Here is a 26,139-nt window from a genome sequence, read left to right on the forward strand (position 1 = left end):
TCTATTATAGCTCATCCATAAAAGTGGTGGAGATTATTAATTCAATTAATAAAGTTTTTATTTTAGATGATGTTCTTATGTGTTTTAATTGTGACAAATACAAACTATTTAACAATGACCGACCAATTTACTCATGGAAAAAATATATAAAAAGATATTCATAGGCTTGGCCCTTACTTTCATCACTGGCCTAGTCATTCTTATCCTAAATTATAAATGGGTGATCAAAAAGTCTCTTGCCATGGCGGGAGTAAGAATAGAGCAAGTTGAAAAAATCAGTATAGGCCATTGGGCCCTCCATAACTTGAGCTATCAAATAGATGAAAAGAATATATTAAAAATCAAAACTGTTAATATCGACTTTTTAGAAATTGATGTCGATGCAAAAAATATCGATCGCTATTTGCAGGCGCTAAATTCCAAAATAAAAGTGAGGGCACAAGAAATTCAATTACAAAAATTCAAACTTAAAAGCATGAATTGCTTTGTTCATAAGAAAGAAGGGACAATAATTGAAGTAAGCCAAATTTTTATTCCTGACTTTGGTTCTAAGAATCGAGGTAACCTAACTTTTAACTTAGTAAATCTAGAAGATATTCGTTTCAAATATAACGATCTTGATATTAACAATGTCATTAAATACTTTGATGCATCTTTAGGGCTCTCTGGATTAATTAACATCAATGCACAAGTGAATGGTGATATCAAAGCAAGTGTTTCAGGAAAGAACTTAGTCTTAAAAGGCTTTAGGGTTGATGATGTTATTACAAATTTTTTAGACACTCGCAATATTGGAATCATCGACGCCGCGGCCGTCTTGGCCTTAGGACCAATAGGCCTTCTCTATACAAGTGCGGCCAGCCTTGGACAAACGATTGGAGGTTTTCGAGGAGGAGACACAAACCTTAAGCAAGTCAATGCTGCAATAACACTTACGGGAGATCTTATAATCTTTGAAGATGTTGCAGTGGCAACACAAGAGCACTTAATCATTGCTCAAGGTGGAGCCAATATTGAGAAGCAAACTTTTAAAGATCTCGTTGTTTCAGTAATTGATGAAAAATATTGCCCGGAACTGCAACAGATAATTAAGGGAACATTTTCAAAACCAGAAATTTCAAAAACCAAGGCCTTCCTCGACACGGCCACGGCCCCAGTCTCAAGTGTAACTAGTTCAACATTCCAATTTGTCGGCGTTGGAAAATGTAAGCCAATCTATAAAGGCGTTGTTAAGCATCCTGAGCTAGAGTGAACAGTTTGCAAAGAGCGCAAAATTTAAAATGACACATTACACATAGTGAGAAAAATCATGGAGGAAAGCGGCTCCTTGAGGTATATTTGATTCTAATTGTTAAACTTAAACGAGGATAAGACTATTAGCGTTATATCTGTACTTATTTTTCTCTTTCTTTTTGGTATTGCCTCAATGGGCTATGTCTACGCTTACCGTGGAACAGAAAGATATGAGAGCTTAAACTTCTATCTCCGCAAAGGCTGGCCAATTTTTGCACCACTTAACTGCCTACTTTATATGTTCACTAAGAAGAGAGCAGCTAAGCCAATAATGAATCTTGCAGACTTTCCAGAGTTAAAACTAGTTCAAGATAACTGGGAAACAATTCGCGATGAGGCGGTGAACCTTAGAGAAAATGGATATTTTGATAAAGTAAAAGATCCAACTTCAAGTGCATATTACGACATTGGTTTTAGAACTTTTTATAAATACGGTTGGTCTAAATTTTATCTTACTTGGTATGGAACGACTTTAAAGTCAGCAAAAGAGCTGTGTCCAAAAACAGTTGAACTTGTTTCTAAAGTTCCTGGTGTAAACGGTGCCATGTACTCAATTCTTCCAGTAGGATCAAAACTAACAAAGCACTTAGATCCAGTTGCCACATCACTTCGCTACCACTTAGGTTTAAAAACACCTAACGATGATCGTTGTTATATTAATATTGATGGAACTGACTATTCTTGGCGCGATGGAGAGGCCCTACTATTTGATGAGACCTATCTTCACTTTGCTTTCAACAATTCTGAAAATGAAAGAATTATCCTTATGCTTGAAGTTGATCGCCCAACGAATATCATAGGAAAAATCATTAACTTTATCTTTAAGCTGATTATGAGAATTACTCTCGTTCCAAATGTTCCGGGAGATCAAAGAGGACTAGTTAATGCCATCTTTGGAGCGGTAACACCTACTCTTTTAAAAGTAAGAACTCTAAAAGAAACAAACCTGGCGCTATATAAAATTATTAAACATACAGTAAATCTAACATTACTAGCAATTGCATTTGGTTTAATTTACTTAGTGCTAACTTTTATTCAATCGTTATTTTGAAAAACTAGAAGCAACATAAGCGGCGACGTATTCTTCAAAGTCTACGTCGTCTAATTTCTCAAAGTCCACCTGACGCTGCATCGATGCATTCTTCTCAAGCTCTAATTCTTCTTGAAATACATGATTTACTTCTACAGTGGCCAGCTCCTTACGATGCTCTAGCGCAAGATCCTTCATCGCCTGAATATGACCTTTCTTTGAAACAAGATCAAATACTTTTTGTGAAAGAGTGTTAGCAGGATCAATTAACTTACGTTGCTCTTCAATAGCAAAAAGTAATGCTTTCTTACGCTCACCATCTGATATAGCATCAATGACTTCGGCCATTTGATTAAAGAATGTTGTTAGATATTCTTGGTAATTTATTTTCTCACCATCAACGCTAATTTCTAGGCCAGGCTTTCTTCCCTGTTTAACAATAAGCTGATTATTATCCTCAATCTCATTATAAATTTCACGATTGCATCTATCCGCTCGCAAAAATAAGCACGACAATAAGAATGCATCTAAGAAGTCCATTTGAACTTTGGTAATTCCATTCTTTGCAAATGGGTTAAGATCGAGAAGTCTAACCTCAATATATTCAATCCCCTTGCTTCTTAGGCTAGCAAGAGCACTCTTACCAGGAGGAGCAATTCTTTTAGGTCTAATGATTGAATAGAATTCATTTTCAATTTGTAGAATGTGAGTGCTAATTTGCTGAAGCTCTCCTTTCTCATTCCTTAAACCAATCTTATCAAAATCTGCAAAATTCATTTGCAGAGCTTCTTCTAAACTATCGCAATAACTATCAAGACCGTTGTAACAAATTCGAATACCGTTTTGAGAAGCACCTGTATAACCAAGTCCCCCCATCCTTAAGCATGTCCCTTCTTTCGAGCCAAAAGTTTTGCCATATTTCTCATCTTCATGAATCACATCTAGTGAATGTTTCTTACCACTTAGGAAGGACTCATGAACAGAAACAGAGTTTCCAAAAAGATATAAGAGAATATTTGAATAACTTCTAAAGTTTCGACAAAGATTTAAGTATTCCTCATTAATAAAAAGTTGAAGCGATAAAGAGCTTCCACTTAACTCATGCCAATTTTTCCAAAATTCATCTGTCATTGAAAAATTGTAATGAAGTCCCGCAATCGCCTGCATTGATCTTCCATAGCGAAGGCCAAGACCAGAGCGATAAAGAGTCTTTAAACGGCCAGAGTTACTCTCTCCGTAGTAAGCAAGCTTAATATCTTTATCTTCCGGTAAGATACAAGGCATTGATGATGGCCAAATGACTTCACTTGAATCTTGTTCTAAAACATAGTGTTGAAGATTTCCCAGAGTTTTTAAAGTTTCATCATTTGATTTTGAAACAGGAGTGATGAACTCAAGAAGACTTTCTGCAAAGTCGGTAGTTATCCATTTATGAAGAAGTTTTGAACCAAATTTTGGGTCATGATCGGAACTTGCAAGCTTGCCATCTTCAACCATTACACGAAGGCCCTCTTTCTCAAGTCCTTTATTTACATTAAGGATTGAATCACTTCCGTATTTTTCTTGATAGTTTTTGAGTGCTTGCTTATTAATTTTAACCGTCATAAATCGTCCTATATTTCGCATCTATAGTACGCTTTCAGCATTACGCAAGCAAGCTAATCTTAACCTAGTTAAGATTCCCAATACTTATTGGCAGCTCATAATTTATTCCAAAGGCAAAGTCATCATTCTTCGTTTGCCCTAGCATTAGAGCGAAGTTAGACGCGCTATCAGCATAGAAATGAAATAATGCAGGATATAGATTTAAACGAACCCTAAAGTCTTCAGAACTGTTCATCAATAGTGACGCAGCTTGTCTTCCCATGGTTTCAAGAAAGTAACCATAAGCAAAGCGCCCCTTCTGCTCTAGTGGATCAGTAAAGGCCATCCCCGCAGCAACAGAATGAGAAAGATCTCCGTTATCGTAAGTAAGCCCTACTAGATTCATCATTCCCATATAAAGGAGCGGCCTAAACTTATTAAAGTGTAGAAGCTTAGGACGCATAATATAATTTAGACCAACGTTAAAAAAGTCCTCATGCTCAACATCATAGACTGGCATGAAGTGCCAAGTTGTCATCCCCATTTCATCAACCATGAAATTCATAAATGGATCATTTAATCCAAGTAGAAATGCCGCCACGTCATAGATATATAAGTCTGCAATATGATCAAGTGCAGATACTTCAGGTTGAGTTGTTTCATTGGCCTCATTACCAAAGTGCATCGCATAGGTCACAATAAACGAAAAAGTCTTGGCCCATTTAATTCCATAGTAATCAGAATATTCCATGAGCTTCTTAGTCTCGTAAGCTCCACCGAATGTATGTAAAAAAATATTAGGTAGGACGCGATTACTTAGAAACTCTTCCTTTAATAAAGTATCAAGGCCACCATTCTTCTTAATCGAATGAATAGGATCTTTTACCTTGTTCCAAACAATCTTATGTTTCTCAAAATAGTCCTTCTGATTGAACCAGTAAGGATTTTGAATGACATCAAATGAACCGTTAATATAGAGCTGAATTGGAAACCAAGGACCATCGGTTTTCTCATTAAAAATAAGATAATTTGAGTTTTGAGCTATAACTTGAACAGAGGTAAATAAAATTATTAAAGAATAGATTAATTTTTTCATATTTATGATTAACTGGCTTAATTATCGCAATGTATTATTGGCCATAATGTAGCTTAATTTATATAAGAACACATCGTGAAAAGCTTTATTATTTCTATATCTTTTACATTACTTGCCCTGTCACTGCAAAGAACTTCTTTTGCAAAAACAGAGTATTTCTACCAAGATCGAGACCATACTAAAGAAGAAATTTTTAAAGATGTTGGATTCGTCTTTGGTATCTCTTTAATCGCTTATCCACTAACTCAATGGGATACAGTAAGAGAAGAAGGTTCATGGGATGTTTACCGAAGTAATTTTGGAAAAATAGTTTTTGATCGTGATGAGCCTTTTTGGAACTATATGGTTCACCCTTACACAGGCTCTCAAATGTTTCTTTACTATCGTGCCCGAAATTATCGATACGCTGATGCTCTGGCACTAACTTTTGTATCAAGCACAATCTTTGAGTTTCTCATCGAAGTTTATACTGAACCAGCTTCTGTTCAAGACCTTTATCAAACACCTGTACTAGGTGCGGTTATGGGCTATGGATTCGAAAAACTATCAATGCAACTCCTTAACGGAGATAGTAAAGTTGGGCATTTCTTTGGTCACCTTATTAACCCGATGACTTTATTTCCTTCAATTTTTGAAGGGACATCATACGCAGTCATTGCGCCAAATATTGATAAGAAATCAATTGGATATTACTTTCATGCAGAATTTTAAACTGATCATAATATTCATACTTTCTATAACTTCTGCCTATGCACAAAAAGGACCTTATGAGTTTTATCTAAGAGCAGGGGTAACTTTTCAAAATACTATCTTTAACGAGCTAGATGACGATCAGTACGAAAATAAATACGATATCGAAGACCGTGAAGAATCAAAAGCGCTTGGAATGTATACACAATTTTCATTTCGCTTAGAAAGAATTGAGATTGGACTTGAGTCACATACAACATTTGGGCGAGGACGAGACTTACGTTTCGCATACGAGAATAGAGTTCTTGAAGGCGAAGGAAATTTTAGATCCTTTAATATCACTCCTACGATACGAATTAACTCAGATGTTTACGAAATTGATTTTTTAGACTTTATTGGATTCAAAACTTTCAAAGCATATATCAAATTTGGCCCTAGCTGGCTTCTAAACTCACTTGACCTAGATGACTTTAATATTAATACTAATGGTAAGTCACTTAAGATTAATTATGATTCATTTGGTGGAGCACTTGCGATCGGCGTTGAACAAGTAAAGACAGTTGATCACTTTCCATTCTTTGCAGAAGTTTCAGTTGCCGCTTATCGATCTTACAAGGCTACTTTAGTCGATCGTACAAACCGAACGAAAGTAGAAATTCTGCAAGAACAAAGTGCACGAGAAGATATTAATTCATTCTCAATTTTTTACACAATAGGAGCATCTCTATTTTGAGCACACAAGTAACTGATAAAGATATTGAACAAATTGAAGCTTTTCTAAAAAGAGAGGCCAGAGGTATTCTTGAGGTTTCAGCAAGAACAGCTGATGCAAGGCCTGCTTCAATAAAGGTTACTCCAGTTGTTGATAAGGTTCCATTTCCAACAATCTACTGGCTAGTTGATCCTGTTGTTTACAAGGCCATTAGTCAGATTGAGGGACAAGGATTTACAAAAGAACTTCAAGCAATGATTGATGCAGATGAAGAACTTAAAGAGAAAGTTAAAGCTATTCATGAATCATATCGTGATGAAAGAGTAAAACTCTTTAAAGAAATGAATCTCGAATTACCAGATAATATGATGCCGATGATTACAGATACTGGAATCGGAGGACTTAGAGACTTTTATCACCTTAGGTGTCTTCATATGTTTTACGCCTACCACTTAGTTCGCCCTCACGTAATTGGTGAAATGGTTGATCGTAAGCTAAAACAGTCTTAATTCAATTTAACGATTTGCTGTTATGTGATGGTAAGTAAAGCCAATACTCCACACTAAAGATACTCCTAGGTGGATATAGGCCGACCATTGCCTTAAAAGATCATTATCACTTACCTGAATTAGATAACCCGATAAACTCATAGCAACAAAGAGTCCTATAAGAAAAATTCCTGATGTACGAGATTTTTTATAACCACTTAGAATTCTTTTGTAGATATGATTTGAAAAGATTGTACCGACAAAGAATAGTAGAAAAGGTACCGACAAGATATGTAGTTTTTGCATCCAAATAGAAAGAGGATGAGTTTCAACTCCCCACTCTCCTTGAATCTCCATAAAGTACTTGGCCACAAAATAGATTGTACCAGTTACAACAATGAAGTAATTTGAGGTAAATAGGTTATTCTTTTCTGAAGGAGTCATAGCTTAAACTAGATTATATCTTTTTGGAGATATAGCGACAACCATACTAAAAATTTTGTACTATTTGAAGAAAGCGTTGCCCCCGAAACAATATCAATTGAATCAGGCTTCTGAGATTTAAATCGAGATAGCCAATTTGATTTCACCTTATATTCTGAAGGCTCTTCAAATTTAACAATCGCTAAACTTTCAATATTATTTTTAACCACGTGAACATGGAGAACTTGATTCTTCGTTCGAACAGTATCTGTAAAGACGAAGTCATAAGACGTTTCATTCTTACATTCTCTCTTAAAAAACGAGTAAAAACGACGAATATCACGTGTAGGATACTTCGATTTGATTGTTTCAAACTCTTTATCTGTTAAGAATTTAGACTTCTCAACAAACGAACAATCAGGATACTTCTTTGAAAGAGTTTCCTTGATTCCAGCAAAAGCTTCTCCCTTCGCCAGAAATAAAAAAACAGTAAAGAGGAAAATCCCCTTTACTGCCTTTATATTGAATAGATTTGAAAATCTTAGTATTCCCATCCGATCCCGAAGTTTACTTCTTCTGATTCACCTGCATTAGATGCATTGTTTAGTTTTGTGAAATCAGCTTTGAAAGAAACTTTATCAAGTGGCTTATACATAATACCAGCTGTGATATTTTCTTTATCGTTTGCTTTATCAGCTACACCAACAGATGAGTCAACTTCATCTTGAGTGTTATAACTTTCGTATCTTACATATGGCATAATTGAGTAAGTTTTACCATGAGTAATATTGTAAGCTAGATCAACATAGTAACCTTGCATTACGTCAGCTACAACTTTTGATGTTGCTGCTGAGAATTCTTTACCATCAAGAGTTGAGTAAACATATAATGCCTTCACTGTTAGGCCTTTGTAGTTATATGCTAAATGAACATCGTAGATATTGTGCTCACCTTGTGCTGCACCGTTAGTTGTACCTACATAGATTGATGTCCCTAGATCTAGACCAAAGTCAAAACCATAGTCAACTCTAGCAACGTGTGACCAGTGACCAGCAAGAGCTTGAGCACCTTTTTGACGTCCACCACGTACACCTGTCTCAGAGAAACCATTCGTTCCATCCCAAGACTTTAGAGAGTTCATGATATAGTACTTATATTCAAGATTATTCCAAGTACCGTAGATCCCTAGACCGTTTTCACGCATTGTTGTTGGAATAATTGCATTTTCAAGTCTTGGACGCTTAACACCAATAAAACGAGTTGGCTCGTGCTCAGTGTTTACGATACCGATTGGAGTAAGTAAAAGACCTGCTTTAAAATTTAAAAGATCAGAGTGAGCATAACGAATTTCTGCAAATTCAGTATAGATTTCGTCAGCGTGCTCAATTTCGATCTCAGTCATGAAAGACCACTTATCACTAAATTGGTAACCTACGTAAAGAACATTTCTTAACGTATCCCACTGTGCCGTACCTTCACTATTGTCAGTGTAGATAATCTCACCGTAACCACCAAGGCTAACCTTTGACGAAAGGCCCTTAGCTTGCATGCTTTGTACTTCTTTTGAAAGAATATCAATTCTTCTTTCTAGCTCTTGTGTTGTAGCAGCACTAACTGTAGTTGCTGCAATTAAAGCGATAAACAACTTCTTCATTTATTCTCCTATTAAACTTTTTGTTTGAATTACCAAACGGATGTTAATGAGAATTAAATAAAAGGTCAAGTCACTAAACTAGACAATATTTTTAGTTGTTTCTATTCGCGCTACGCTCGAGAATGAAGACAAATAAGAAGCCGATGACAACTAGCGCAACAGCAAGAATATCTTCTGTTGTCAGGGCCGTTGGAAAATAAAGGCTCTCTGATAAGACCTTCGTCTTGCCACGAATCACAACAGACTTTGTCACTTCTCTCCAAGGCCAAACCTTAGATAAAGTTCCAAGAAGAATCCCTACTAAAAATGCCATTGTGCGCTCGCGGAAATTCTTCATAAAGAAGTTTAAAACCTTAGAAAAGCTCACAAGACCAGTTAAACAGCCAAGAGCAAAGACACCAATGATAACGAGAGCACCTTCTTGAAATGGATTTTTTAGAGCACCTGTTACGTATTCATACTTTCCTAAAATTAAAAGAATGAATGAACCTGAAATACCAGGAAGGATCATGGCCGTAATTCCGATAAGGCCACAAATATAAATAAACCACAAGTCAGTTGGAGTTGTTACCGGAACAAGTTGTGTAATAGCAAAACCAATAGCTCCACCTAGGGCCACCATCGCAAGGGCCACAGGGCTCTTACGATCCTTTAAGTCTCTTGCAATCACAATGATTGAAGCTGAGATTAAACCTAGAAATAATCCCCATGTAGGAACAGGGTGATAATTGATTAGATAGTGCATTAGCCTTGCTAAAGAAAGCATGGCACCGAGTATCCCTATTGCCAAAGGTATAATGAATTTTAAATCAATCTTCTCTGAAACATTTTTAAAATTTAATGTCACCACATCTTTGATAAGATTTTTATCAATGGACGCAACAGTCTCAAGAAGCTTGTCATAAATACCAGTTATAAATGCAATTGTTCCCCCAGATACACCTGGGATTAGGTCGGCAATGCCCATAAGAAAGCCCTTGCAAAAAACAAGGGCCGTATTTTTATTGATCATATTATTTACTCTTTATTCTCTTGTGCTTCTTCTTTTGCAAATGGAGTATCTTCCCAATCAACAGAGTGTTTACACTCAGGACATTGAAGCTGTTTTCCCCATCTCTTTGTTTCTTTAACGCCCATTACGCCAAATCCACAAGCAGGACAATCCATTACTTTAGGCTCATTCCAAAGAGCTGTTTCACATTCAGGATAATTCGTACACCCGTAGAAGATCTTCCCATAACGAGATTTCTTCTCAGCAAACTTTCCTTTTTTACATTTTGGACAAGTTACATCGATTGTATATGGAAGTGTCGTTTCACATTTTGGATATTCTTCACAACGAACAAAGCGACCAAACTTACCTTTTTTAACCTCAAGACGTTTTCCACACTCAGGGCACGGATCTCTAAACCAATCTTTTGGAAGTATTTCAATTTTACCGTCAAGGTGCTTTTTAAAATCGTGAGTAGAAGTACAATCCGGGTAGTTACGACAAGCAAGGAACTGACCATTACGTCCCCACTTAATCAGATACTCTCCGTCTTCACATTTTTCACAGTGAATTCCAGTTGGGATTTCTTGCTTCTTGAGGTTTTTCATTTCCTCTTTTGCTTTTTCAAGAGTCTTTTCAAAACCTTGCCAGAATTCCTTAAGTACCTTCTTCCACTTAATTTCACCGTCTTCAATCTTATCAAGTAGCTTTTCTACATTGGCCGTAAAAGCAACGTTCATGACATCTGGGAATGATTCGATAAGCATTTTACAAACAACAGTTCCAAGCTCAGTTGACATGAAACGGTTTTCAACCTTTTCAACGTAACCACGATCTTGAATATTTGAAATAATTGAAGCATATGTCGATGGACGTCCAATTCCCTGCTCTTCTAAAGCCTTAACAAGTGAGGCTTCATTAAAGCGTGGAGGAGGAGAAGTCCAATGTTCCTGCTCAGCAGGTCCATTTTTTGCTGGCATTTGTTCGCCGACCTCAATAATTGGTAGCTCACCTGTTGCCTTTGGTGTGTCGTTATCATCCTCATCATCATTTCCACCACGACGAGAAGCTTTCTCTGCAGCAGCTTCCATATAAACAGTTCTAAAACCTGGAAACTTAATGATTGAACCATTGGCCTTAAAGAAGTGACCTTCACATTCAAAAGTTACGGCCGTTTGATCAATAACAGCTTGGCTCATTTGAGAAGAGATGAATTTATTCCAAATAAGCTCATAAAGTTTTTGTTCATCTGGCTCTAAATCACCTCTTAGCTGATTTGGAGTATATTCAAGAGATGTCGGTCTGATGGCCTCGTGGGCATCTTGAACCTTACTACTTCCCTTCTTCTTATATTCAATAGGCTCCGGTGATAAATACTTTTCACCGTATTGATCTTTTACGTATTCGCGTAGTGCATTTAATGATTCAGGCTCAGTTCTAACAGAGTCCGTTCTCATATAAGTAATAAGACCGACTGTACCAAAGTCAGTTGTTGCAATCCCTTCATAAAGTTTTTGCGCAACCATCATAGTTCTTTTTGCCGTGAAGCCTAACTTATTGGCAGCTTCCTGTTGAAGCTTTGATGTCGTAAAAGGAGGTGTTGGGTTTTGTTTTCTCTCACGTTTCTTAACGTCAATTACTTCAAACTCTTTCCCATTAACATCTTTTACAATTTGTTTTGTGAACTCTTCATCAGTTAGTTCTGTTTTCTTCTTGGCATCTTCACCATAGTATTTGAATTCAAAAAGAGTTCCATTTTTTTCCATTTCACCATGGATAGAAAACCATTGCTCTGGAACAAAAGCTTTAATTTCGTCTTCTCTTTCAACAATAATTCTAAGGGCAACCGACTGAACTCGCCCAGCAGAAATACCACGTTGAACCTTATCCCAAAGGATTGGTGAAATCTTATAACCCACTAGACGATCAAGAACTCGACGAGTCTTTTGGGCATCATACATATTAACATTTAGCTCTACTGGATTCTCAACGGCATTCGTTACAGCATTCTTAGTAACGGCGTTGAAGATTACTCTTCTAATCTTTTTACGCTTACCAATTTCTTCAGCAAGATGGAATGCAATGGCCTCTCCCTCACGGTCCAAGTCGGGTGCCAGGAAGATTTCACTTGCATCTTTTGCTAATTCTTGAATTCTTTCGATTTTTGCTGCTTTACCAGCTATAGGAACAAGGTCGATCTCGAAGTTTTCTTTGATATCAACACCTAGTTTAGACTTTGGAAGGTCTTTAATGTGTCCGTTTGAGGCAACAACTTGAAAACCACGGCCAAGATATTTCTTAATCGTTTTGGCCTTTGAAGGTGATTCCACGATGACTAGTTTGTAGTCTTTTTCTTTAGATGAAGAAGCTTTCTTTGCTGTTTTTTTGGCCGTTTTTTTAGCAGCTTTCTTTGCTGTTTTTTTGGCAGTTTTTTTGGCAGTCTTCTTCTTTGTTGTTTTCTTTTTACTTGTTGTTTTTTTTGCTACTTTTTTCGAGGCCTTGTCAGAGGCAGCATTTGTTGTAGCTTCACTCACAACTTCTGATTGTGTCATGACGTTCACTTTCTCCTGTTATAAAAAAACAAGGTGCGTTACAGGAACGCACCAAGGGTATCTTAACATATTTTTTGCTAGCATAGATTAATTTGAGTCACTATTCAATAGTTCTTCAATTTCTTCGATGTCATATGGAGTCAATCCGTAAGGGTTTTCCTTAGTGTTCAGATCTTCATCCATATATTTTAGACCTTCTTGTGATTCAATTTCATTCATTGAAGGTAGTGCGTTAGGATCTTTAGCCTTCACACCTTTCTCAATTAAATTCAGGTCTTGACGCTCTAAGTAAGTATCTTCGTCGATCTTTTGCTCATTTAATTTTGTTTCAGCATCAATCAATTCTTTCTCAAGCTTCTCTAGTTCTTTAAGATCTCGAGCTTGTTCCTTAATGATCGACTTCTCTCTTTCTTGGCGTTCAAGTTCTTCAAGTTCATCCTCTTCAAGACGAATTTCATCAACTTGTTTAAGCAGATCTTCCCCAAGATTGTCTAAGTTTAGCTCAACATCAAGTTCTTCAAGAGCAAGGTTTTCTTGCTTACCAAGATTCTTTGCACGTGTGTTATTGCGTAACTGCTCGGCCATCTTTGCTGTCGCTTCAGATTTTGTCAGAGCAATATCTCCAAGATCAAGCCCTGAGTTACTATAAGAAACAACTGCCGTAGCAAAGTTATCAGTTACAGTAATAACAGTTGCCTCACCTTTTACATAAGTAGGTTGTGAACTAATTTGTTTTCCTGTTCCTCTATCCATAAAAGAGTAAACTTCAAAAACATTTCCAAGCTCAACTCCGTCAACTCGACCTCTGTCTAAATAGACAACACTTCCAAGGGCAAGCCCACGATCTTGTTGCTTATAAGAACCGATAATCGCAGCTTCAATACGACGTGGGTTATAAGTCTTAAAGATCTTAGCAATCTTTGGAGTATAAACAGTTAGCCTAGCTCCACGCTCAATTGTTTCAACAATTTCGTCAACAGCAACTTCCCACTTATTATCTTCTAACTCACGAATTGCCTTAACTTGACCAAGAATTGTATAGCGTAAACCTTCACGATCCGAGATACGGTGAGATACTTTTCCATCTGGTTGATAAATTGAAAACTTATCACCTGGCCTAACCTGTACACTCTTATCAAACTTAACGTAGATATGTTGGTCTTTGTGAATTAAAACCGACTCGTCTTGCTTATCTGAGATATAACCTAAATCTTGAATATGATTAGTTGTAAGAAAAGTATTTAGATAGAATCCATGAGAAACAGTGATCTCTTGTCTTTCAATCGAAGAAATACCATTTTTGTCATATTGAGTATCTGGCTCTTCAATAATGATACGAGAAATTGGTGGCGCATACTTTTTATAATCAGTATTTAACTCAATCTCAGTCATTGAAAGAACATCATCATAAGAAGACTCTGTTAGTGATTGAAAGAATGCACCTTTGTTTACAAGTGTCCTTCTCTCTTTTAACCAATCTGATTTTATATCGTCACCATATGCTGAGAATGCACCAGATGAAGCAACCTTAACGTTCTCAGAACGACGAACTTGACTTCCATCATCCTCAAAAGAACCAAAGGCAACTTTTGGAAAAGAACTCTCACTACCAGTAGAAAATACTAGAACTTGTCCTGGCTCAATTTCGTGTGGATTTGTAATCTGAGGGTTCATCGACCAAATTTTTGAATAATAAAAACCTGATCCAAAAAGATTTTGTGAAATCTTCCAAAGCCAGTCGCCATCTTGCACGATATACTTATCGACTTTTGCAGCTGTTGCAAGCTCATTCCACTCTTCTTCTGGAATTTTCTTTTCAACAAATTTTGCAAGATCTAGAAGCTCTTTCTCTTCCTTTCCTACATTAAAAAGATTTTTATCAATTGTTACATTTTGATTACTAACATTTTTTTGTGCAGCTTTTTCAGGCTCTACAATATCAACATTAGACTCTTGTGTTTTTGTATCAACATCTTTTGCAAGTATATCAATCTCTTCAAGATTATCTGCGTTCTCTAAATTATTAGCATCAATCTTTTTAAGATTTTCATCAGTAAGAACTTCCTCGCCAGGAAGTGTTTTCTTTTGATCACTTTTAATTGAATTTAATTCGTCTGAAAGGACTTCATCTGAAACATCCGTTTGCTGAGGCTGATCTGTTTCTTCCTCTAAAAGCATAAGAAGGTCTTTATCATCTAAAAGCTCTAGATCCTTAAGATCATCTTGCGCACGCACTTGTCCCATGCTCATGAGAAGAGATACGATACAAAAGAATAAGCTTAGATTTTTCTTCTTCAAACTATGCCCTATGCTTCACCAAAGAAATCGTGAAGGATTGAATAATACTTCTCTTTCTTCTTTGCTAATTTTAATTTATCTGTACAAACAATTAGTCTTCCTAAACTCTTAATAACAAGACCTGAAAAAGCGTGTTGTCTAAGAATTTCTTCATATAATTGCATAGCAAGATCAAATTCTTGTTGTGCAAAAAGCATTTCTGCTAGATAAAACTTTGCTCTTACTTTAATTTGGCTATGTCTTGACCCCTCAAGATCTTTTAAAATTGTTAACGATTGATCAAGGCGATTTTGGGCCATTAAACCTTCGGCCTGTTTTAAAAGATTTAATTCTTTTTGTAGAAGAACATCGTCAGTTTGTTCTTGCTTCTTTTGTGCTACCACTTCATTAGCAAAAACATCTACAGTCTCAGCAACATTATTACCTTTTGCACCTTGTAGATCATCAATCATACTCAGCTGTACTTGCTCGGCAGACTCTTTGCCACCTTTGGCCTTGTATTGCTCTGCTAAGCTTGGTGCTTTAGTATCTTTTAAAAGCTTGTCGTACTTTTCTAGAAGTTGATCGTACTGGGCCTTTGGAACCATTTGTTGTTTAGCTGCTACTTGCTTATCTTCTTCAATTGGATAGCCTTCTTCATCAAAAAGAGTTTTTCTTTTTGACCACGAACAAGATGTCGTTGCCAAAGCTAAAATTAATACTGAAGTGAGTGGAAATCTCTTCCTGAAATCTTTCACTTGTAGTCCTCCATGACTTGATAAAAGAGTGGCCTTTAATAATATTTTAGGTTACAAAGCGTTTAAGTCAATGAAATTTCGTGCATAGGCAAAGACTGCCAAGCCAAATAACTAAATAAAAAACAAACTTGTCGAGTATTTTATGAGTGAGATATTTAAAACAATTGTAAGAGTACCAAAGAAAGAATCAGCATATTTCTACTTTCAACTTGAAGCAAATGAAGGCCTATGTTTCTACTCAACAATCGAAGGCGACAAGCACGAAGGCCATCGCGACATTGTTGTTCAAGCACACCCTAGTCTTGTGCCTGAAGTTAAGTACTTACTGAATAAATTAGCTCAAGAAATTGATCTTCAATTTATTGACTAAATTTTGTACATCTACGAGAAGTTTTCAAACCCGACTAACTCAATCAAATTAAATGATATAACTCCCAAAAAACCGTAAACCAAAAAACGGAGAGAGATTATGTCACCAGCAATTAAAAAAGTTGCTAATACTACCCTATGTGTATTGGCCTGCCTTCAAATGGCATCTTGTAAGGTCGTTACCAATAAAGGCATCAACAATCATTTTAATGATTTCAAGCTAAGCCTTGAAAGCTCTGAAAAATCAAACTTATCTGACTCTAAACTTATGATGGCAAATGAGTTACAGATTAAATCTGAGCAAATTGCGAAACTCATTAATAGTGCTCCAAAGCTTGAGACATGGACTGATTCGAAACAAACTTATGGCTCTAACGATCGCAAAAGAAGAGTTCGTACAGTTGAAAAATATAATGAGAGTAAAGAGAAAATTCGTAATTGGATGAAGCAAGTAAAAGATCTAACACTTGATATTCACGCGATTACTTTTGATGCTGGAAAAGACTCTTACCGTAAAGATGAAAATAATCGTCTCATTAATACACCAGAACAAATGGCGCAGAATGAAGTTCTTGCACTCTACTCTCTTACTTATATGAGAAATCTAAGTGAAGGTTATTCAAAACGTTCAATCGGTTATATCGAAGAGATCTCTTCTGATAAAATGCAACGTTTTACTGAAAATGATGAAGCATTCAAACTTGAAGTTCTTCAACAGCATATGGCCTATATCGGAATGATGAAAATCATCGACCAAGATGCTAAGAAGACTCTTACTAAGCTAAAGGCGATGAGAGATGCAAATATTCTTTCTCCAGAATTAAGTGAAAATATCAACAATCTTCTTAATACTGGGAAGCAAGAAAATGCTGAAAAACTTGAAAAATTCAGTGAGTATAAAAAAGAAGCTCTAACACAAGAGCAAAGAGCTGAATTTGATAAGGCCCTAATGACTTACGAAAATGTATTTGGAAAGAAGTCACTTTTATTTGACCCAGCGAATCCAGATCACCCTCTTATGCACCTATTTGTTGTTGCCTCAAACCTTTCTTGGGGTCTAATTAACACAATGGTTGGTGGAGCATTTGTTGCAACTAAAGTACTACTAGTTCCAGTAAGCCGTGGAGTTAACTTATTCATAAACTTCCTTGAAGCAGTAACACCATACCGTTATGCAAGAATGATTGAATTTGATCTTCCACGTATCAGAATTGCTGCTTCAAAAATGCAGATCTACGCTGACGTATGTGGACTTGGTATTGTTCCAGGTAAAATGTCTGCAGGACTTTTTGAATTAGACTTCTGCTCAGGATACCGTTTCGCTTCTGGACACGAGGCTGGTCATGCTAAACAATCGGCACTACTTGGACCTCTATACTTCCCTGCTGCGATCCTATCTTATGCACTAGTTGGTGGACATGGTGGTTTTATTGAAGCATGGGCAGATATTTGGTCAGCTCACTACCACTAAGAAATGGACTAACTAGCTAAATGATTTTCAATAAGAAAAACATATTTAAGAATTCTCTAAGGGGCCAACTCTGGCCCTTAGGGATTTTCGCAATTTCGATGCTTTTTGCAAAAAGTGCATTTTCAATAACTTTCAATCTCATTTCTATTAATGAAAAGCTTCGCTATACAATTAATCAAACTTTCATAGAAAAAGATGTGATTAGAAATGATAACTACTTCATCTTTCTCGATCAAGACTTCGATGGAATCCCAGATGCTATGGATAATGACATTGATGGTGATGGTTACGACAATATCATTGATGAATTTCCAGAGGATAAATCAAAAGTAGGAAGTGATATCAATAACAATGGCATTATCGACTTTGTTGATTTTGAGTTTAGCGACAATATTACTGACGAAGAGAGATCTGAGGCAAGTTCATTACAACTTGAGATTTATGATGATTATAATGTCCTAATCATCCCAGCTGCAGAAATTAGTTTGAAACAAATCCGTCTTGTTAAAGAGTTACTCGACATTGGCTTTACTGAAACAACGCAAAATTTAAAATTCGTCATTTTTGAAACAACACATCCAACGAACTGGCTTACAAAAGGTAAGTATGATGAAGAGTGGAAACAAGTTGTTATCTATAAAGATCAATTAAAGAATGATGAAGAAATCAATCTAACACTTACACATGAGTTCTTTCACTTTGTTCAAAAAGAAAATCCAAAGCTATATCAAGATTTCATCAGCTCTGTTGGTTGGTCTTTAAATGAAAGATACTTTACATATCAGCATAATAACGACCAACATTATCCAGAAATTAATCTTTCTGAAGCCAAACTAAGATTAACAAATACTAATGATTTATTAGTGTATGATAACTTCCCTTCTGCATACTCGACAGTTTCACCTGAAGAAATGTTTGCAGAAGCTGCAACAGCTTACCTGTATCAAGAGAATTCAAAAGAAAAAAGTTTTGAAAAGAGATTTACTAACTTTGAAGCATTCACAAAAAGTTATGCTTTCAAAATTTTTAATGATTTATTCTCTATTTTTTAAAATCACTATTTAAAACAAAACGCTCCCATTTATTCTTAATGAACCATTCAGTTACACTTTTAAATGGGGGTAAATTCTCTCGTTTTCGTGCAGCATTTAGCTTTCTTAGATCTGGCCTATAATAGGTACCGATGACCTTTCCAGAGCGCTCGATAACTTGAAACTCGTTTGAAACTGGATTGTAGCGATAAATATCATTCTTACTTCTAAATGAGATGATGTTATCATCACTAGAGCGAGCAAACTTCTCTGCATTTTTTAAGTATTGCTTATCACTTACAAAGTTAAATTCATCACCGTGCTTCTTTGCGTGCCCCACAAGAAGGCCTTTGTCTTTAAAGCCACTTGTTTTGAACCCTTTACGATAAATCATCTGTTGAAAAAACATTGGATCGATCTCAACACCTCGATCAAGAAGACTTGTCATCTCCTGTCTAATCTCGCCTTTAATTCCTCTTTGACTCATTATCTTTTGAGACTCGATCGCTCTTGTAACCTTTTCATCTAGGTCCTTGCACTTCTTTCCTGAAGCAGCAATATTGAAACTAGAAGTGATGAGTATTGATATAATTAAAGCGCGCATGCTGCATACTCCACTGTAAGGTTTACGTAATTAGCTGATGAAAGAGAATTTACCTTATCAAGACCCTCTTTATTATTTGTCGTAAGAACTTTATTAATCAATTCCCCGACTTTATCCTTTCCTAACTTTCCAACATTCTTTAACTGATCAAGAAGTTGGAGAAATTTTGCTGATGATGTCACCCTTTTTGATAAGTCCGCTAACGAAGTCATAGCATTAGCAAGACCTAGTGGACCTTTCATAATAACATTAAGAAGAACGTTAGATCCTAAATTCCCCACAAGTGCACAAACTAATTGAACTTGCGACTCAACTGACATAGCGCCAAGGGCATCCCCAAGAGCGGCTAATTTCTCATCTATTTGCGTAATGAATTCTTTTGTTGTCTCATAAGTATCGACTGCACTATTCCAAAATTTCTTTGCTGACTTAACTGGAGATTTTATAAAATTCCAAACCCCACTTCCAACATCTTGAACAAGCCCGCCAGTCCTTGCCCATGCAGCACTAAGCGCCTTCTGTACACAGCCACTTGCTTGTGACATCAGATAGTCTTTATTGAACTTATCAATTGGAGCTTGGAGATCATTGATATTAACAATCTCTTCAAGCTGATTTTCACACTCTAATGCGTGGGCCTTTGGAATAATTAGATCTAAGAGAGTGTACTTCTTAAAGCTACCTTTCTTAATCTGTTTTGCAACAAAGCCCTTTACACTTTTTACGATCTTATATTTTTCAACTTTTGAGATATTTTCAAAATAGATAGATACTGGAGTGCTATTAACATTGAAGTTTACAACCTCTCCTCTTTCAAGTTCTATAAATTTATTTAAATGATTAGGATCTGCCTCTAGTCCAAGCTTAATTAAGAACCTTTCACTTCCTTTAGTAAAAACTTGATTGGCCAAGAAGTGCTCTGAGTAGTTTTGATAAAAGCCACTGAAGTCCTGATACTCATATTCAGCAATAAGGGACTTAGCTAACCCTTTAAAATCATTCGAACGATCTTGGTATTTAAAGTCATTTGATGAATATGCACATAGGCCGTAAATAGTTAAAATTAGAATTAAAATTCCCCTCATTCAACTATTTTAACTTAATTTTATCTGTAAAAATTGAGGAAATATATTACCGCCATCTAACTGTCTAAAATTTGTAGCCCCTATGTAAATACAACAAAAACACACTAGTGATTTACCTATCAAGATATAATGGCACAAATATAATTTTGTTTAGGGAGAATTTATGAGAGGACGTAAGTTTTTAAGAATATTGGCATGCCTAGTATTCGTAATTAATGCTCAAGCCGAATGCTTAGTAGAAGATTTCTTAAGAGATGGTCACTGCCCAGGAATGGGAGAAGATAGTGTATTTCAACCTCGCTACGCCGAAGATGGAATTATTAACCGTTACGGTGAATATACTTTCGCTCCTTCTTATCAAACGCTTCCTGTTGGCCTTACAAATGGAGAGCTTGCACTGATTGGAGCAACTGCTGGTACGGCAATTTTACTATTTAATAACGATGAAGAATTAATGCAATTTGCTCAAGACAATCGTACAGAAGTTTCAGAAGAAATTGCTTTTTGGGGTGAAAAAGCTGGAAGTTACCCTATCCAACTTTCTGCCGCAGGTTACGCTCTGGGTGTTGTTATTCAAAATGATGAGATCAAAAGAATCTCAAAAGTTGCACTTAAGGCAACTGTATTATCGGGACTAATCACAAGAGCTGCTAAGATGACTTTTAGCCGTGTTAGACCAAACAAAACAGAAGATAAGAATGATTTTACTGGATTTAATTGGGATAACGATAACGTTTCATTTCCTTCGGGACATACTACGACAGCTTTTACATTTGCGACAGTAATTGCAGAACACTACAAAGATGAATCAAAATTCATCCCTGTTCTTGCCTATACAGCAGCAGCTATTGGTGGTTGGTCACGTGTTCACGACCGTGCACACTGGGCAAGTGATGTTGCTATTGGTGCTCTTGTAGGTCACATAACAGGTAAACTAATTTATGCAAGTGAGTACAACCCAGAAAGAAACGAAAAGTGGGATATGTCGATTCACCCAGTTGTTGCTCCTGATTACGTTGGTTTTCACTTTGAATTTCGCGGAAGAAAAAAGAAAGATACTTATGCTCAAGACTTCATGAAAAAGTGTAAGGATTTCTATCAAGAGAACCCAGCTGGTGTTGATCCAGTTAGAGAATGTACAAGACTATATTTTAACAGCGTATTTGATAAATAAAAAAAGGCCCTTTTAAAGGGCCTTTCTTTTTTTAGTAATTTAATTCGAAAACAAGTGGAAAGTGATCAGAGTATCCGGCCTTAGCTTTCTTAGTTGCTAAGTGATCATAACGATTCGGTGCTGTTTGCACTTTCTTTGTCTCTACTTTAAATCCGCGATCTCTCATCTCTTCAATGTCTTCTTCATAAACACTTTGAGGTTGAGGTTGGCGAATAAAATCTGGTGCATAAATCTTGTAAGATTTTAAATCAACTCTAATAGGATGCTTATCACCTAGCATAACCTTTGGTACAAAGACGCGGTCTAAGTGATTCCACTGAGAATTTTTAGCATAGTAGTAAGTCCCCGGTGGCATTTCTTGCACTCTCTTTGCATTTGATTTTTCTGAGCGAAATACCTTTTCAACATCCACTATCGTTCCATCCTTTAAAAGAACGTCACGCATTGGGTGCTTATTGCCAGCTTCCTTTAGCTCTGGAATCGTATTGAAGTCACCGACAGCAAGAACTGATGCCTTAGCATTTTTCTTCATGATTTCATCAATTCTAGTTTTTAAAGTTGTTGCCGCTGTTACTCTTGCCTCATCAGGGTTTCCTAAACTTGGCCAGTGGTTAGCAAAAACATATAAGTCATTATTTCCTAACTTAAATTGTACTTCAAAGATATTACGAGAAGGTCTCTTCTTTAAGTAATCACTCTTTAGAACATGCTCTCTTTTTGAAACATACTTGAAATCTTTTGTTTCATTAAAAAGAACAGCAAGGTCAACTCCACGGTAGTCCGGTGAATTAGATGTATAGAATTTCTTATAACCTAAAACTTTCGCAAGTTGTCCGATTACGTTTTCATTTTCAATTTCTGAAACTACTAATAAATCTGGAAGTTTTTTTCTTTCTTTAAGAACAACGTCTTTAATTTGAGATAGCTTAAGATCAAGTTTCTCTTGAGTCCAATCTGCAGAATAACATTCTTCACGACGGTACTTAGATGAAACCTTCTTACAAGCTTCAACTTTTCCTTTAGTATTCTTTGGAAGGTATGACCAGTCGTTCTTTCCTTCATCTTTTTGCGTATCGAATAAGTTTTCAACGTTATAAGACATCACTTCAATTGTTGCTGCATAAGTCGTTGAAAATAATAAAAATAAAATTAGGGCCTTCATATACTTCCTCTTCTAAAAATTCAAAGACAGAGTCTATAGATTCTCTTTAATCCAGTTAAGTACGTCTTCATGGTGTGACTTAGTTTTCACTTTATCCATTACATATTTCAGACGACCGTCTTTGCCAATAATAAAAGTCGTTCTGATAACACCCATGTATTCTTTACCCATGAATTTCTTAAGTCCCCAAACACCATACTTATCCATCGACTTGTGCTCTGGATCTGATAGAAGGTCAAAATTCAGTTTTTGTTTTTCAATAAATTTCACAAGACGTGCTGGCTCGTCTGGAGACACACCCAAAACAACTGTATCGGCCTTTGCGAACTCTTTCTTATAATCACGAATACCGCAAGCTTGTGTTGTACATCCTGGTGTCATCGCCTTTGGATAGAAATAAAGAACAACGTTCTTCTCACCTTTAAAATCTTTAAGGCTTACTTTTTGCTCATCTTGGTTAAGCATTGTAAATGCTGGCGCCATATTTCCAACTTTTGGAAAACTCATATCAACTCCTTTAATTGTTTTTAATTTACCAATTATCTCTTTTCTTTCTTAAGTCTTTAATTCTTTCTTTATCACTCGTCATCAAGAAGAGGTTAACTCTCCTTTCTGTTTCAAAATTGGTTTGAAATCCAATGCTACCTTCAGATTGCACTCGCTCAAGTAACTCTTTAGCTGCCTCATTCTCCGGGTCATTGGCCAAGGTAAAGTTTAGATTATTAATAATGTAATCATGGCCAGGCCATAAAATAACCTGATCCTCGACTCTTTCATTAAGTGCTAAAATAGTCTTAACGAAGACTTCAAGATTGCCGCCATTTTTACAATTTCCAATGCCTGCATTAAAAATCGTATCCATTGTAATGATCTCAACCTGCTTAGCTGATTCAAAAAATAGAAAGCATAAGTGGTCCATCGTATGTCCTGGAGTCTCGATGACTTCCATTTCCCCTAATGCGGTTGAAATTCTTTCTCCATCAACGAGTATGCGGTCAATTGTTTCAAAACTATCTTTATGGCCCCAAATCTGAGCGCCATGCTCTTTTACTAATGCCTCAACACCTGCCACGTGATCATAGTGTCCATGCGAGAGTAAAATCACTGCAAGTTGACGATCATTATTGGCCAACCATTCGTTGATTAATTCGGGATAGATAGGATCAACTACAGCAACTTCTGCATTGCCCATTTCGACAATGTAGTTGTAATTGCGTAGAGGTGAATCGGTATAAATTTGGTGAACATTCATAGGCAAATACCTTTTTTTTTGTCATGATATAGAGGTCATAACAAATATAGAAGTTAAAAAAAAGGAAGCATATGGTCAATCTTACGATCGCATCAAAAGTATTTATTTCAGTCCTTTGTATCAAAGGATTAATTGAGGCTTACCTAGATAAGAGAAATATTAAACATATCGGTAAACACTTTAATGCTGTACCGGAAGAATTCGCTGACAAAATCTCACTAGAAGAGCATCAGAAAGCTGCTCGCTACACTATGGAGAAGCTTAATAAGGGACAACTGTTCAACTTCCTGGGCTATATTATTCTTGTTGTTTGGACTCTAGGTGGTGGACTTGACGCACTTAACAAATCAATTCTGACACTTGGATTATCACCGCTATTAACTGGTACGGTTTTCATTTTGGCATTCAGTTTCATTAATTCAATACTTGGCCTACCAGAGGCCCTTTACTCAACTTTCGTTATCGAAGAAAAGTATGGATTTAACAAAACAACTTTTAAAACTTTCGTAATGGATATGATTAAAGGCTCACTGCTAGGACTAATTATCGGAACTCCACTAATCTATGGAATTCTTTGGATCATGGAATCTTTAGGACAGTATTGGTGGGCATATGCATGGGCATTTCTAAGTGTGTTCCAACTATTACTTATGTGGATTTACCCAACTTTTATCGCACCAATTTTCAATAAATTTACAGAACTTGAAGAAGGAGAGGTAAAAGAGCGAATTCTTGATCTTTTAAAGCGTGTCGATTTTGAAAGTAAGGGGCTTTTTGTGATGGATGCTTCACGTAGGAGTGGACATGGAAACGCTTATTTTACAGGCTTTGGAAAGAATAAGCGTATCGTCTTCTTTGATACTCTGATTAATACATTAAGCGCTTCAGAAGTAGAGGCCGTACTTGCTCACGAGCTAGGTCACTTCAAGCGTAAGCATATCCTTAAAATGATGATTAAAGCTTTTGTCTTCAGCTTCATTGGTCTTTTTATCCTAGGTCAGCTGATGCAAACATCATGGTTCTTCGAAATGCATGGAGTACATACAACTCAAACTTACATGGCCCTAACTCTATTTTTACTTGTTAGTGGTATCTATACTTTCTTTATTACTCCAATCTCATCTTGGGCATCGAGAAAGTATGAATTTGAAGCTGATGAATTTGCATCAATTCATTCAAATCCTCAGGAGCTTATTAACGCTCTAGTGAAGATGTATAAGGATAACGCTAGTACATTGACTCCAGATCCAGTTTACAGCTCATTTTACCACTCTCACCCACCAGCACTGACAAGGGTGAAGTTTCTAGAAACATTTATCAAAAAATAATAAATATTCAGGGTAAGTTTGGCACCGCTTAAACTTACCCTCACTCTTAAAAATGTCCTCTCCATTGTAAGAATCCCATCTCAATCTTACATGTTTAAAAAAATTACTACACCGGACCGATTCTCTTTGTCTAAGGCCTAAATCCTTCCTATTCTAAGCATAATTCTATACGTGAGGAAATTATGAAACTTTTACTAGCAATGGCCGTAATCGCATGTCTTGGTATTAACATGAATGTATCTGCAACTGAGATCTTAAAGAGTATTCCAGTTGAAGACCAAGGGCCTGAAAAAGATGAAAAAGATTCTAAAAAAGAGGGTGACTCAAAGAAGACAAAAGAAGATAAGCTACTTCAAATAGCAAGTCGCTAATTCCAGCTTATTTTACGGACCTGGCCTTCTCAAGAATCTTTTCAATATTAGAAAAGTCTTTAACAACTTTCCTCATTTGAAGAAGATACTTCTTAGACTGTGGGCTTTGTTTGTGAATTGCGTGAATATACTTATTCAGCTCGCCCTCAAGTAGTCTGGCCTCAGATACAAAAAGGGCGATTAACTTCACCTGTGCCTCAAGCACATCCACTTCAGTTGAACTTTTTGCTAAATTTAAGATTTGTGTATGAGTGATATCGCCTACTGGCTTAGCACTTAGATCAAGATTATTTAAACTACCAGTGCTCTCTTCAGAACTTTCACCTAACTTTGATAAATCAACACTTTTGATCTGATTCGTAATAGAAAACTCTAGAACATTAGATGGATTTTCATCTTTAGAAGAAGCTGAAACCTTTGACACTTCTGCAGAAGTTGCTGGCTTCTCAATATTGTCTTGATCTAATTTCTTGGCAGTTGACAAGATATCCCCCCGAATTAATCTTAATTTATTTATCGGTTAACTCTTAGCTTAACTTTAACCTGTTTTTAGTTAGATTCTATATAAAATTAGCCCTTTAACTCATATCAACAAAGTATTTTTTTTTTAGATTCGAGACAAAATTGAAAGGTATTGAATTCACATTTAGGCCCTACCAAGTCTTGGTAAGTTATAAATTTCAAATATTTTTCATTGTATTTAAATATTTGGCCTTTAAAAATACTGATTTTTCAAACTTTAAT

The 26,139-nt window shown here is 36.3% G+C and carries 26 protein-coding genes; 11 read left to right on the forward strand and 15 right to left on the reverse strand.

Annotation, left to right across the window (positions count from 1 at the left end; translation table 11 throughout):
* The first annotated feature begins 133 nt into the window (after positions 1–133).
* Positions 134–1,252: a hypothetical protein gene (locus ACMAYL_RS05385; RefSeq protein ID WP_412470840.1), complete on the forward strand. Its 1,119-nt coding sequence runs from the start codon at positions 134–136 to the stop codon at positions 1,250–1,252.
* A 96-nt stretch (positions 1,253–1,348) separates the two neighbouring features.
* Positions 1,349–2,344, forward strand: coding sequence for an aspartyl/asparaginyl beta-hydroxylase domain-containing protein (locus ACMAYL_RS05390; RefSeq protein WP_199177502.1), 996 nt, complete (start codon positions 1,349–1,351; stop codon positions 2,342–2,344).
* On the opposite strand, the gene gshA is transcribed toward ACMAYL_RS05390, so the two are convergent.
* A complete protein-coding gene (gene gshA, locus ACMAYL_RS05395; protein ID WP_412470841.1) occupies positions 2,336–3,928 on the reverse strand; it encodes a glutamate--cysteine ligase in 1,593 nt (530 codons plus the stop codon). The genes ACMAYL_RS05390 and gshA overlap by 9 nt on opposite strands.
* A gap of 64 nt (positions 3,929–3,992) precedes the next feature.
* Positions 3,993–5,003, reverse strand: a complete 1,011-nt coding sequence (locus ACMAYL_RS05400) for a hypothetical protein (protein WP_103216546.1) — start codon at positions 5,001–5,003, stop codon at positions 3,993–3,995.
* Positions 5,004–5,078: 75 nt separating this feature from the next.
* Between ACMAYL_RS05400 and ACMAYL_RS05405 the strand changes: the two genes are divergently transcribed.
* Genes ACMAYL_RS05405 through ACMAYL_RS05415 form a run of 3 tightly spaced genes read left to right on the forward strand, consistent with a single transcriptional unit; the run spans position 5,079 to position 6,914 of the window.
* Positions 5,079–5,714: a DUF3943 domain-containing protein gene (locus tag ACMAYL_RS05405; protein ID WP_392991094.1), complete on the forward strand. Its 636-nt coding sequence runs from the start codon at positions 5,079–5,081 to the stop codon at positions 5,712–5,714.
* Positions 5,701–6,426 carry a hypothetical protein gene (locus ACMAYL_RS05410; RefSeq protein ID WP_392991092.1) on the forward strand — a complete coding sequence of 242 codons (726 nt, stop codon included), beginning with the start codon at positions 5,701–5,703 and terminating at the stop codon, positions 6,424–6,426. Before ACMAYL_RS05405 ends, ACMAYL_RS05410 begins: the two co-directional genes overlap by 14 nt.
* Complete coding sequence (locus ACMAYL_RS05415; protein WP_412470842.1) at positions 6,423–6,914, forward strand: DUF501 domain-containing protein; 492 nt, start codon at positions 6,423–6,425, stop codon at positions 6,912–6,914. The genes ACMAYL_RS05410 and ACMAYL_RS05415 overlap by 4 nt, the downstream gene beginning before the upstream one ends.
* Before the next feature lie 6 nt (positions 6,915–6,920).
* Here the strand turns inward: ACMAYL_RS05415 and ACMAYL_RS05420 are convergent, their stop codons facing one another.
* The 7 genes from ACMAYL_RS05420 to ACMAYL_RS05450 form a co-directional block, all read right to left on the reverse strand.
* Positions 6,921–7,337, reverse strand: a complete 417-nt coding sequence (locus ACMAYL_RS05420; protein ID WP_103216542.1) for a hypothetical protein — start codon at positions 7,335–7,337, stop codon at positions 6,921–6,923.
* 8 nt (positions 7,338–7,345) lie between these two features.
* The gene (locus ACMAYL_RS05425; RefSeq protein ID WP_412462902.1) at positions 7,346–7,870 is read right to left on the reverse strand and encodes an FMN-binding protein; all 525 of its coding nucleotides are present in this window, start codon (positions 7,868–7,870) and stop codon (positions 7,346–7,348) included.
* Positions 7,858–8,970 carry a hypothetical protein gene (locus tag ACMAYL_RS05430; protein WP_103216540.1) on the reverse strand — a complete coding sequence of 371 codons (1,113 nt, stop codon included), beginning with the start codon at positions 8,968–8,970 and terminating at the stop codon, positions 7,858–7,860. The genes ACMAYL_RS05425 and ACMAYL_RS05430 overlap by 13 nt, the downstream gene beginning before the upstream one ends.
* A 91-nt stretch (positions 8,971–9,061) precedes the next feature.
* The gene (locus ACMAYL_RS05435) at positions 9,062–9,982 is read right to left on the reverse strand and encodes a DUF368 domain-containing protein (protein WP_412470843.1); all 921 of its coding nucleotides are present in this window, start codon (positions 9,980–9,982) and stop codon (positions 9,062–9,064) included.
* Between the two features lie 5 nt (positions 9,983–9,987).
* A complete protein-coding gene (gene topA, locus ACMAYL_RS05440; protein ID WP_412470844.1) occupies positions 9,988–12,513 on the reverse strand; it encodes a type I DNA topoisomerase in 2,526 nt (841 codons plus the stop codon).
* 87 nt (positions 12,514–12,600) lie between these two features.
* Positions 12,601–14,811 (reverse strand): LysM peptidoglycan-binding domain-containing protein, encoded by a 2,211-nt coding sequence (locus tag ACMAYL_RS05445; protein ID WP_392991085.1) that lies wholly within the window; start codon positions 14,809–14,811, stop codon positions 12,601–12,603.
* Positions 14,812–14,819: 8 nt separating this feature from the next.
* Positions 14,820–15,548, reverse strand: coding sequence for a tetratricopeptide repeat protein (locus ACMAYL_RS05450; protein WP_103216536.1), 729 nt, complete (start codon positions 15,546–15,548; stop codon positions 14,820–14,822).
* Between the two features lie 142 nt (positions 15,549–15,690).
* On the opposite strand from ACMAYL_RS05450, the gene ACMAYL_RS05455 reads away from it, so the two are divergent.
* The 3 genes from ACMAYL_RS05455 to ACMAYL_RS05465 all read left to right on the forward strand — a co-directional run bounded on the left by ACMAYL_RS05455 (position 15,691) and on the right by ACMAYL_RS05465 (position 18,440).
* Positions 15,691–15,918 carry a DUF4911 domain-containing protein gene (locus tag ACMAYL_RS05455; protein WP_392991082.1) on the forward strand — a complete coding sequence of 76 codons (228 nt, stop codon included), beginning with the start codon at positions 15,691–15,693 and terminating at the stop codon, positions 15,916–15,918.
* 99 nt (positions 15,919–16,017) lie between these two features.
* The gene (locus tag ACMAYL_RS05460; RefSeq protein WP_103216534.1) at positions 16,018–17,388 is read left to right on the forward strand and encodes a hypothetical protein; all 1,371 of its coding nucleotides are present in this window, start codon (positions 16,018–16,020) and stop codon (positions 17,386–17,388) included.
* Positions 17,389–17,486: 98 nt separating this feature from the next.
* Positions 17,487–18,440 carry a thrombospondin type 3 repeat-containing protein gene (locus ACMAYL_RS05465; protein ID WP_103216533.1) on the forward strand — a complete coding sequence of 318 codons (954 nt, stop codon included), beginning with the start codon at positions 17,487–17,489 and terminating at the stop codon, positions 18,438–18,440.
* Here the strand turns inward: ACMAYL_RS05465 and ACMAYL_RS05470 are convergent.
* Positions 18,430–19,023, reverse strand: a complete 594-nt coding sequence (locus tag ACMAYL_RS05470; RefSeq protein ID WP_392991080.1) for a hypothetical protein — start codon at positions 19,021–19,023, stop codon at positions 18,430–18,432. The genes ACMAYL_RS05465 and ACMAYL_RS05470 overlap by 11 nt on opposite strands.
* Positions 19,011–20,108: a hypothetical protein gene (locus tag ACMAYL_RS05475; RefSeq protein WP_412470845.1), complete on the reverse strand. Its 1,098-nt coding sequence runs from the start codon at positions 20,106–20,108 to the stop codon at positions 19,011–19,013. The genes ACMAYL_RS05470 and ACMAYL_RS05475 overlap by 13 nt, the downstream gene beginning before the upstream one ends.
* A gap of 163 nt (positions 20,109–20,271) precedes the next feature.
* Here ACMAYL_RS05475 and ACMAYL_RS05480 point away from each other — a divergent pair, with 163 nt between their 5' ends.
* Entirely contained in the window at positions 20,272–21,282 is a 1,011-nt protein-coding gene (locus ACMAYL_RS05480; protein WP_103216530.1) for a phosphatase PAP2 family protein, read from the forward strand.
* A gap of 31 nt (positions 21,283–21,313) precedes the next feature.
* On the opposite strand, the gene ACMAYL_RS05485 is transcribed toward ACMAYL_RS05480, so the two are convergent.
* The 3 genes from ACMAYL_RS05485 to ACMAYL_RS05495 are packed head-to-tail and all read right to left on the reverse strand — an operon-like array spanning position 21,314 to position 23,696.
* Positions 21,314–22,444, reverse strand: a complete 1,131-nt coding sequence (locus ACMAYL_RS05485; protein WP_412470846.1) for an endonuclease/exonuclease/phosphatase family protein — start codon at positions 22,442–22,444, stop codon at positions 21,314–21,316.
* A 33-nt stretch (positions 22,445–22,477) separates the two neighbouring features.
* On the reverse strand, positions 22,478–22,951 hold the full coding sequence (gene bcp, locus ACMAYL_RS05490) for a thioredoxin-dependent thiol peroxidase (RefSeq protein ID WP_103216528.1): 474 nt from the start codon (positions 22,949–22,951) through the stop codon (positions 22,478–22,480).
* A 25-nt stretch (positions 22,952–22,976) separates the two neighbouring features.
* Complete coding sequence (locus ACMAYL_RS05495) at positions 22,977–23,696, reverse strand: MBL fold metallo-hydrolase (protein ID WP_392991075.1); 720 nt, start codon at positions 23,694–23,696, stop codon at positions 22,977–22,979.
* Positions 23,697–23,767: 71 nt separating this feature from the next.
* Between ACMAYL_RS05495 and ACMAYL_RS05500 the strand changes: the two genes are divergently transcribed.
* Entirely contained in the window at positions 23,768–25,024 is a 1,257-nt protein-coding gene (locus tag ACMAYL_RS05500; protein ID WP_103216526.1) for a M48 family metallopeptidase, read from the forward strand.
* A gap of 182 nt (positions 25,025–25,206) precedes the next feature.
* Entirely contained in the window at positions 25,207–25,395 is a 189-nt protein-coding gene (locus ACMAYL_RS05505; RefSeq protein WP_103216525.1) for a hypothetical protein, read from the forward strand.
* Positions 25,396–25,402: 7 nt separating this feature from the next.
* Here the strand turns inward: ACMAYL_RS05505 and ACMAYL_RS05510 are convergent, their stop codons facing one another.
* Entirely contained in the window at positions 25,403–25,879 is a 477-nt protein-coding gene (locus tag ACMAYL_RS05510; RefSeq protein WP_103216524.1) for a hypothetical protein, read from the reverse strand.
* Positions 25,880–26,139: the final 260 nt, after the last annotated feature.

Source organism: Halobacteriovorax sp. RT-2-4 (assembly GCF_047085445.1).
Classification (GTDB): Bacteria; Bdellovibrionota; Bacteriovoracia; order Bacteriovoracales; family Bacteriovoracaceae; genus Halobacteriovorax_A.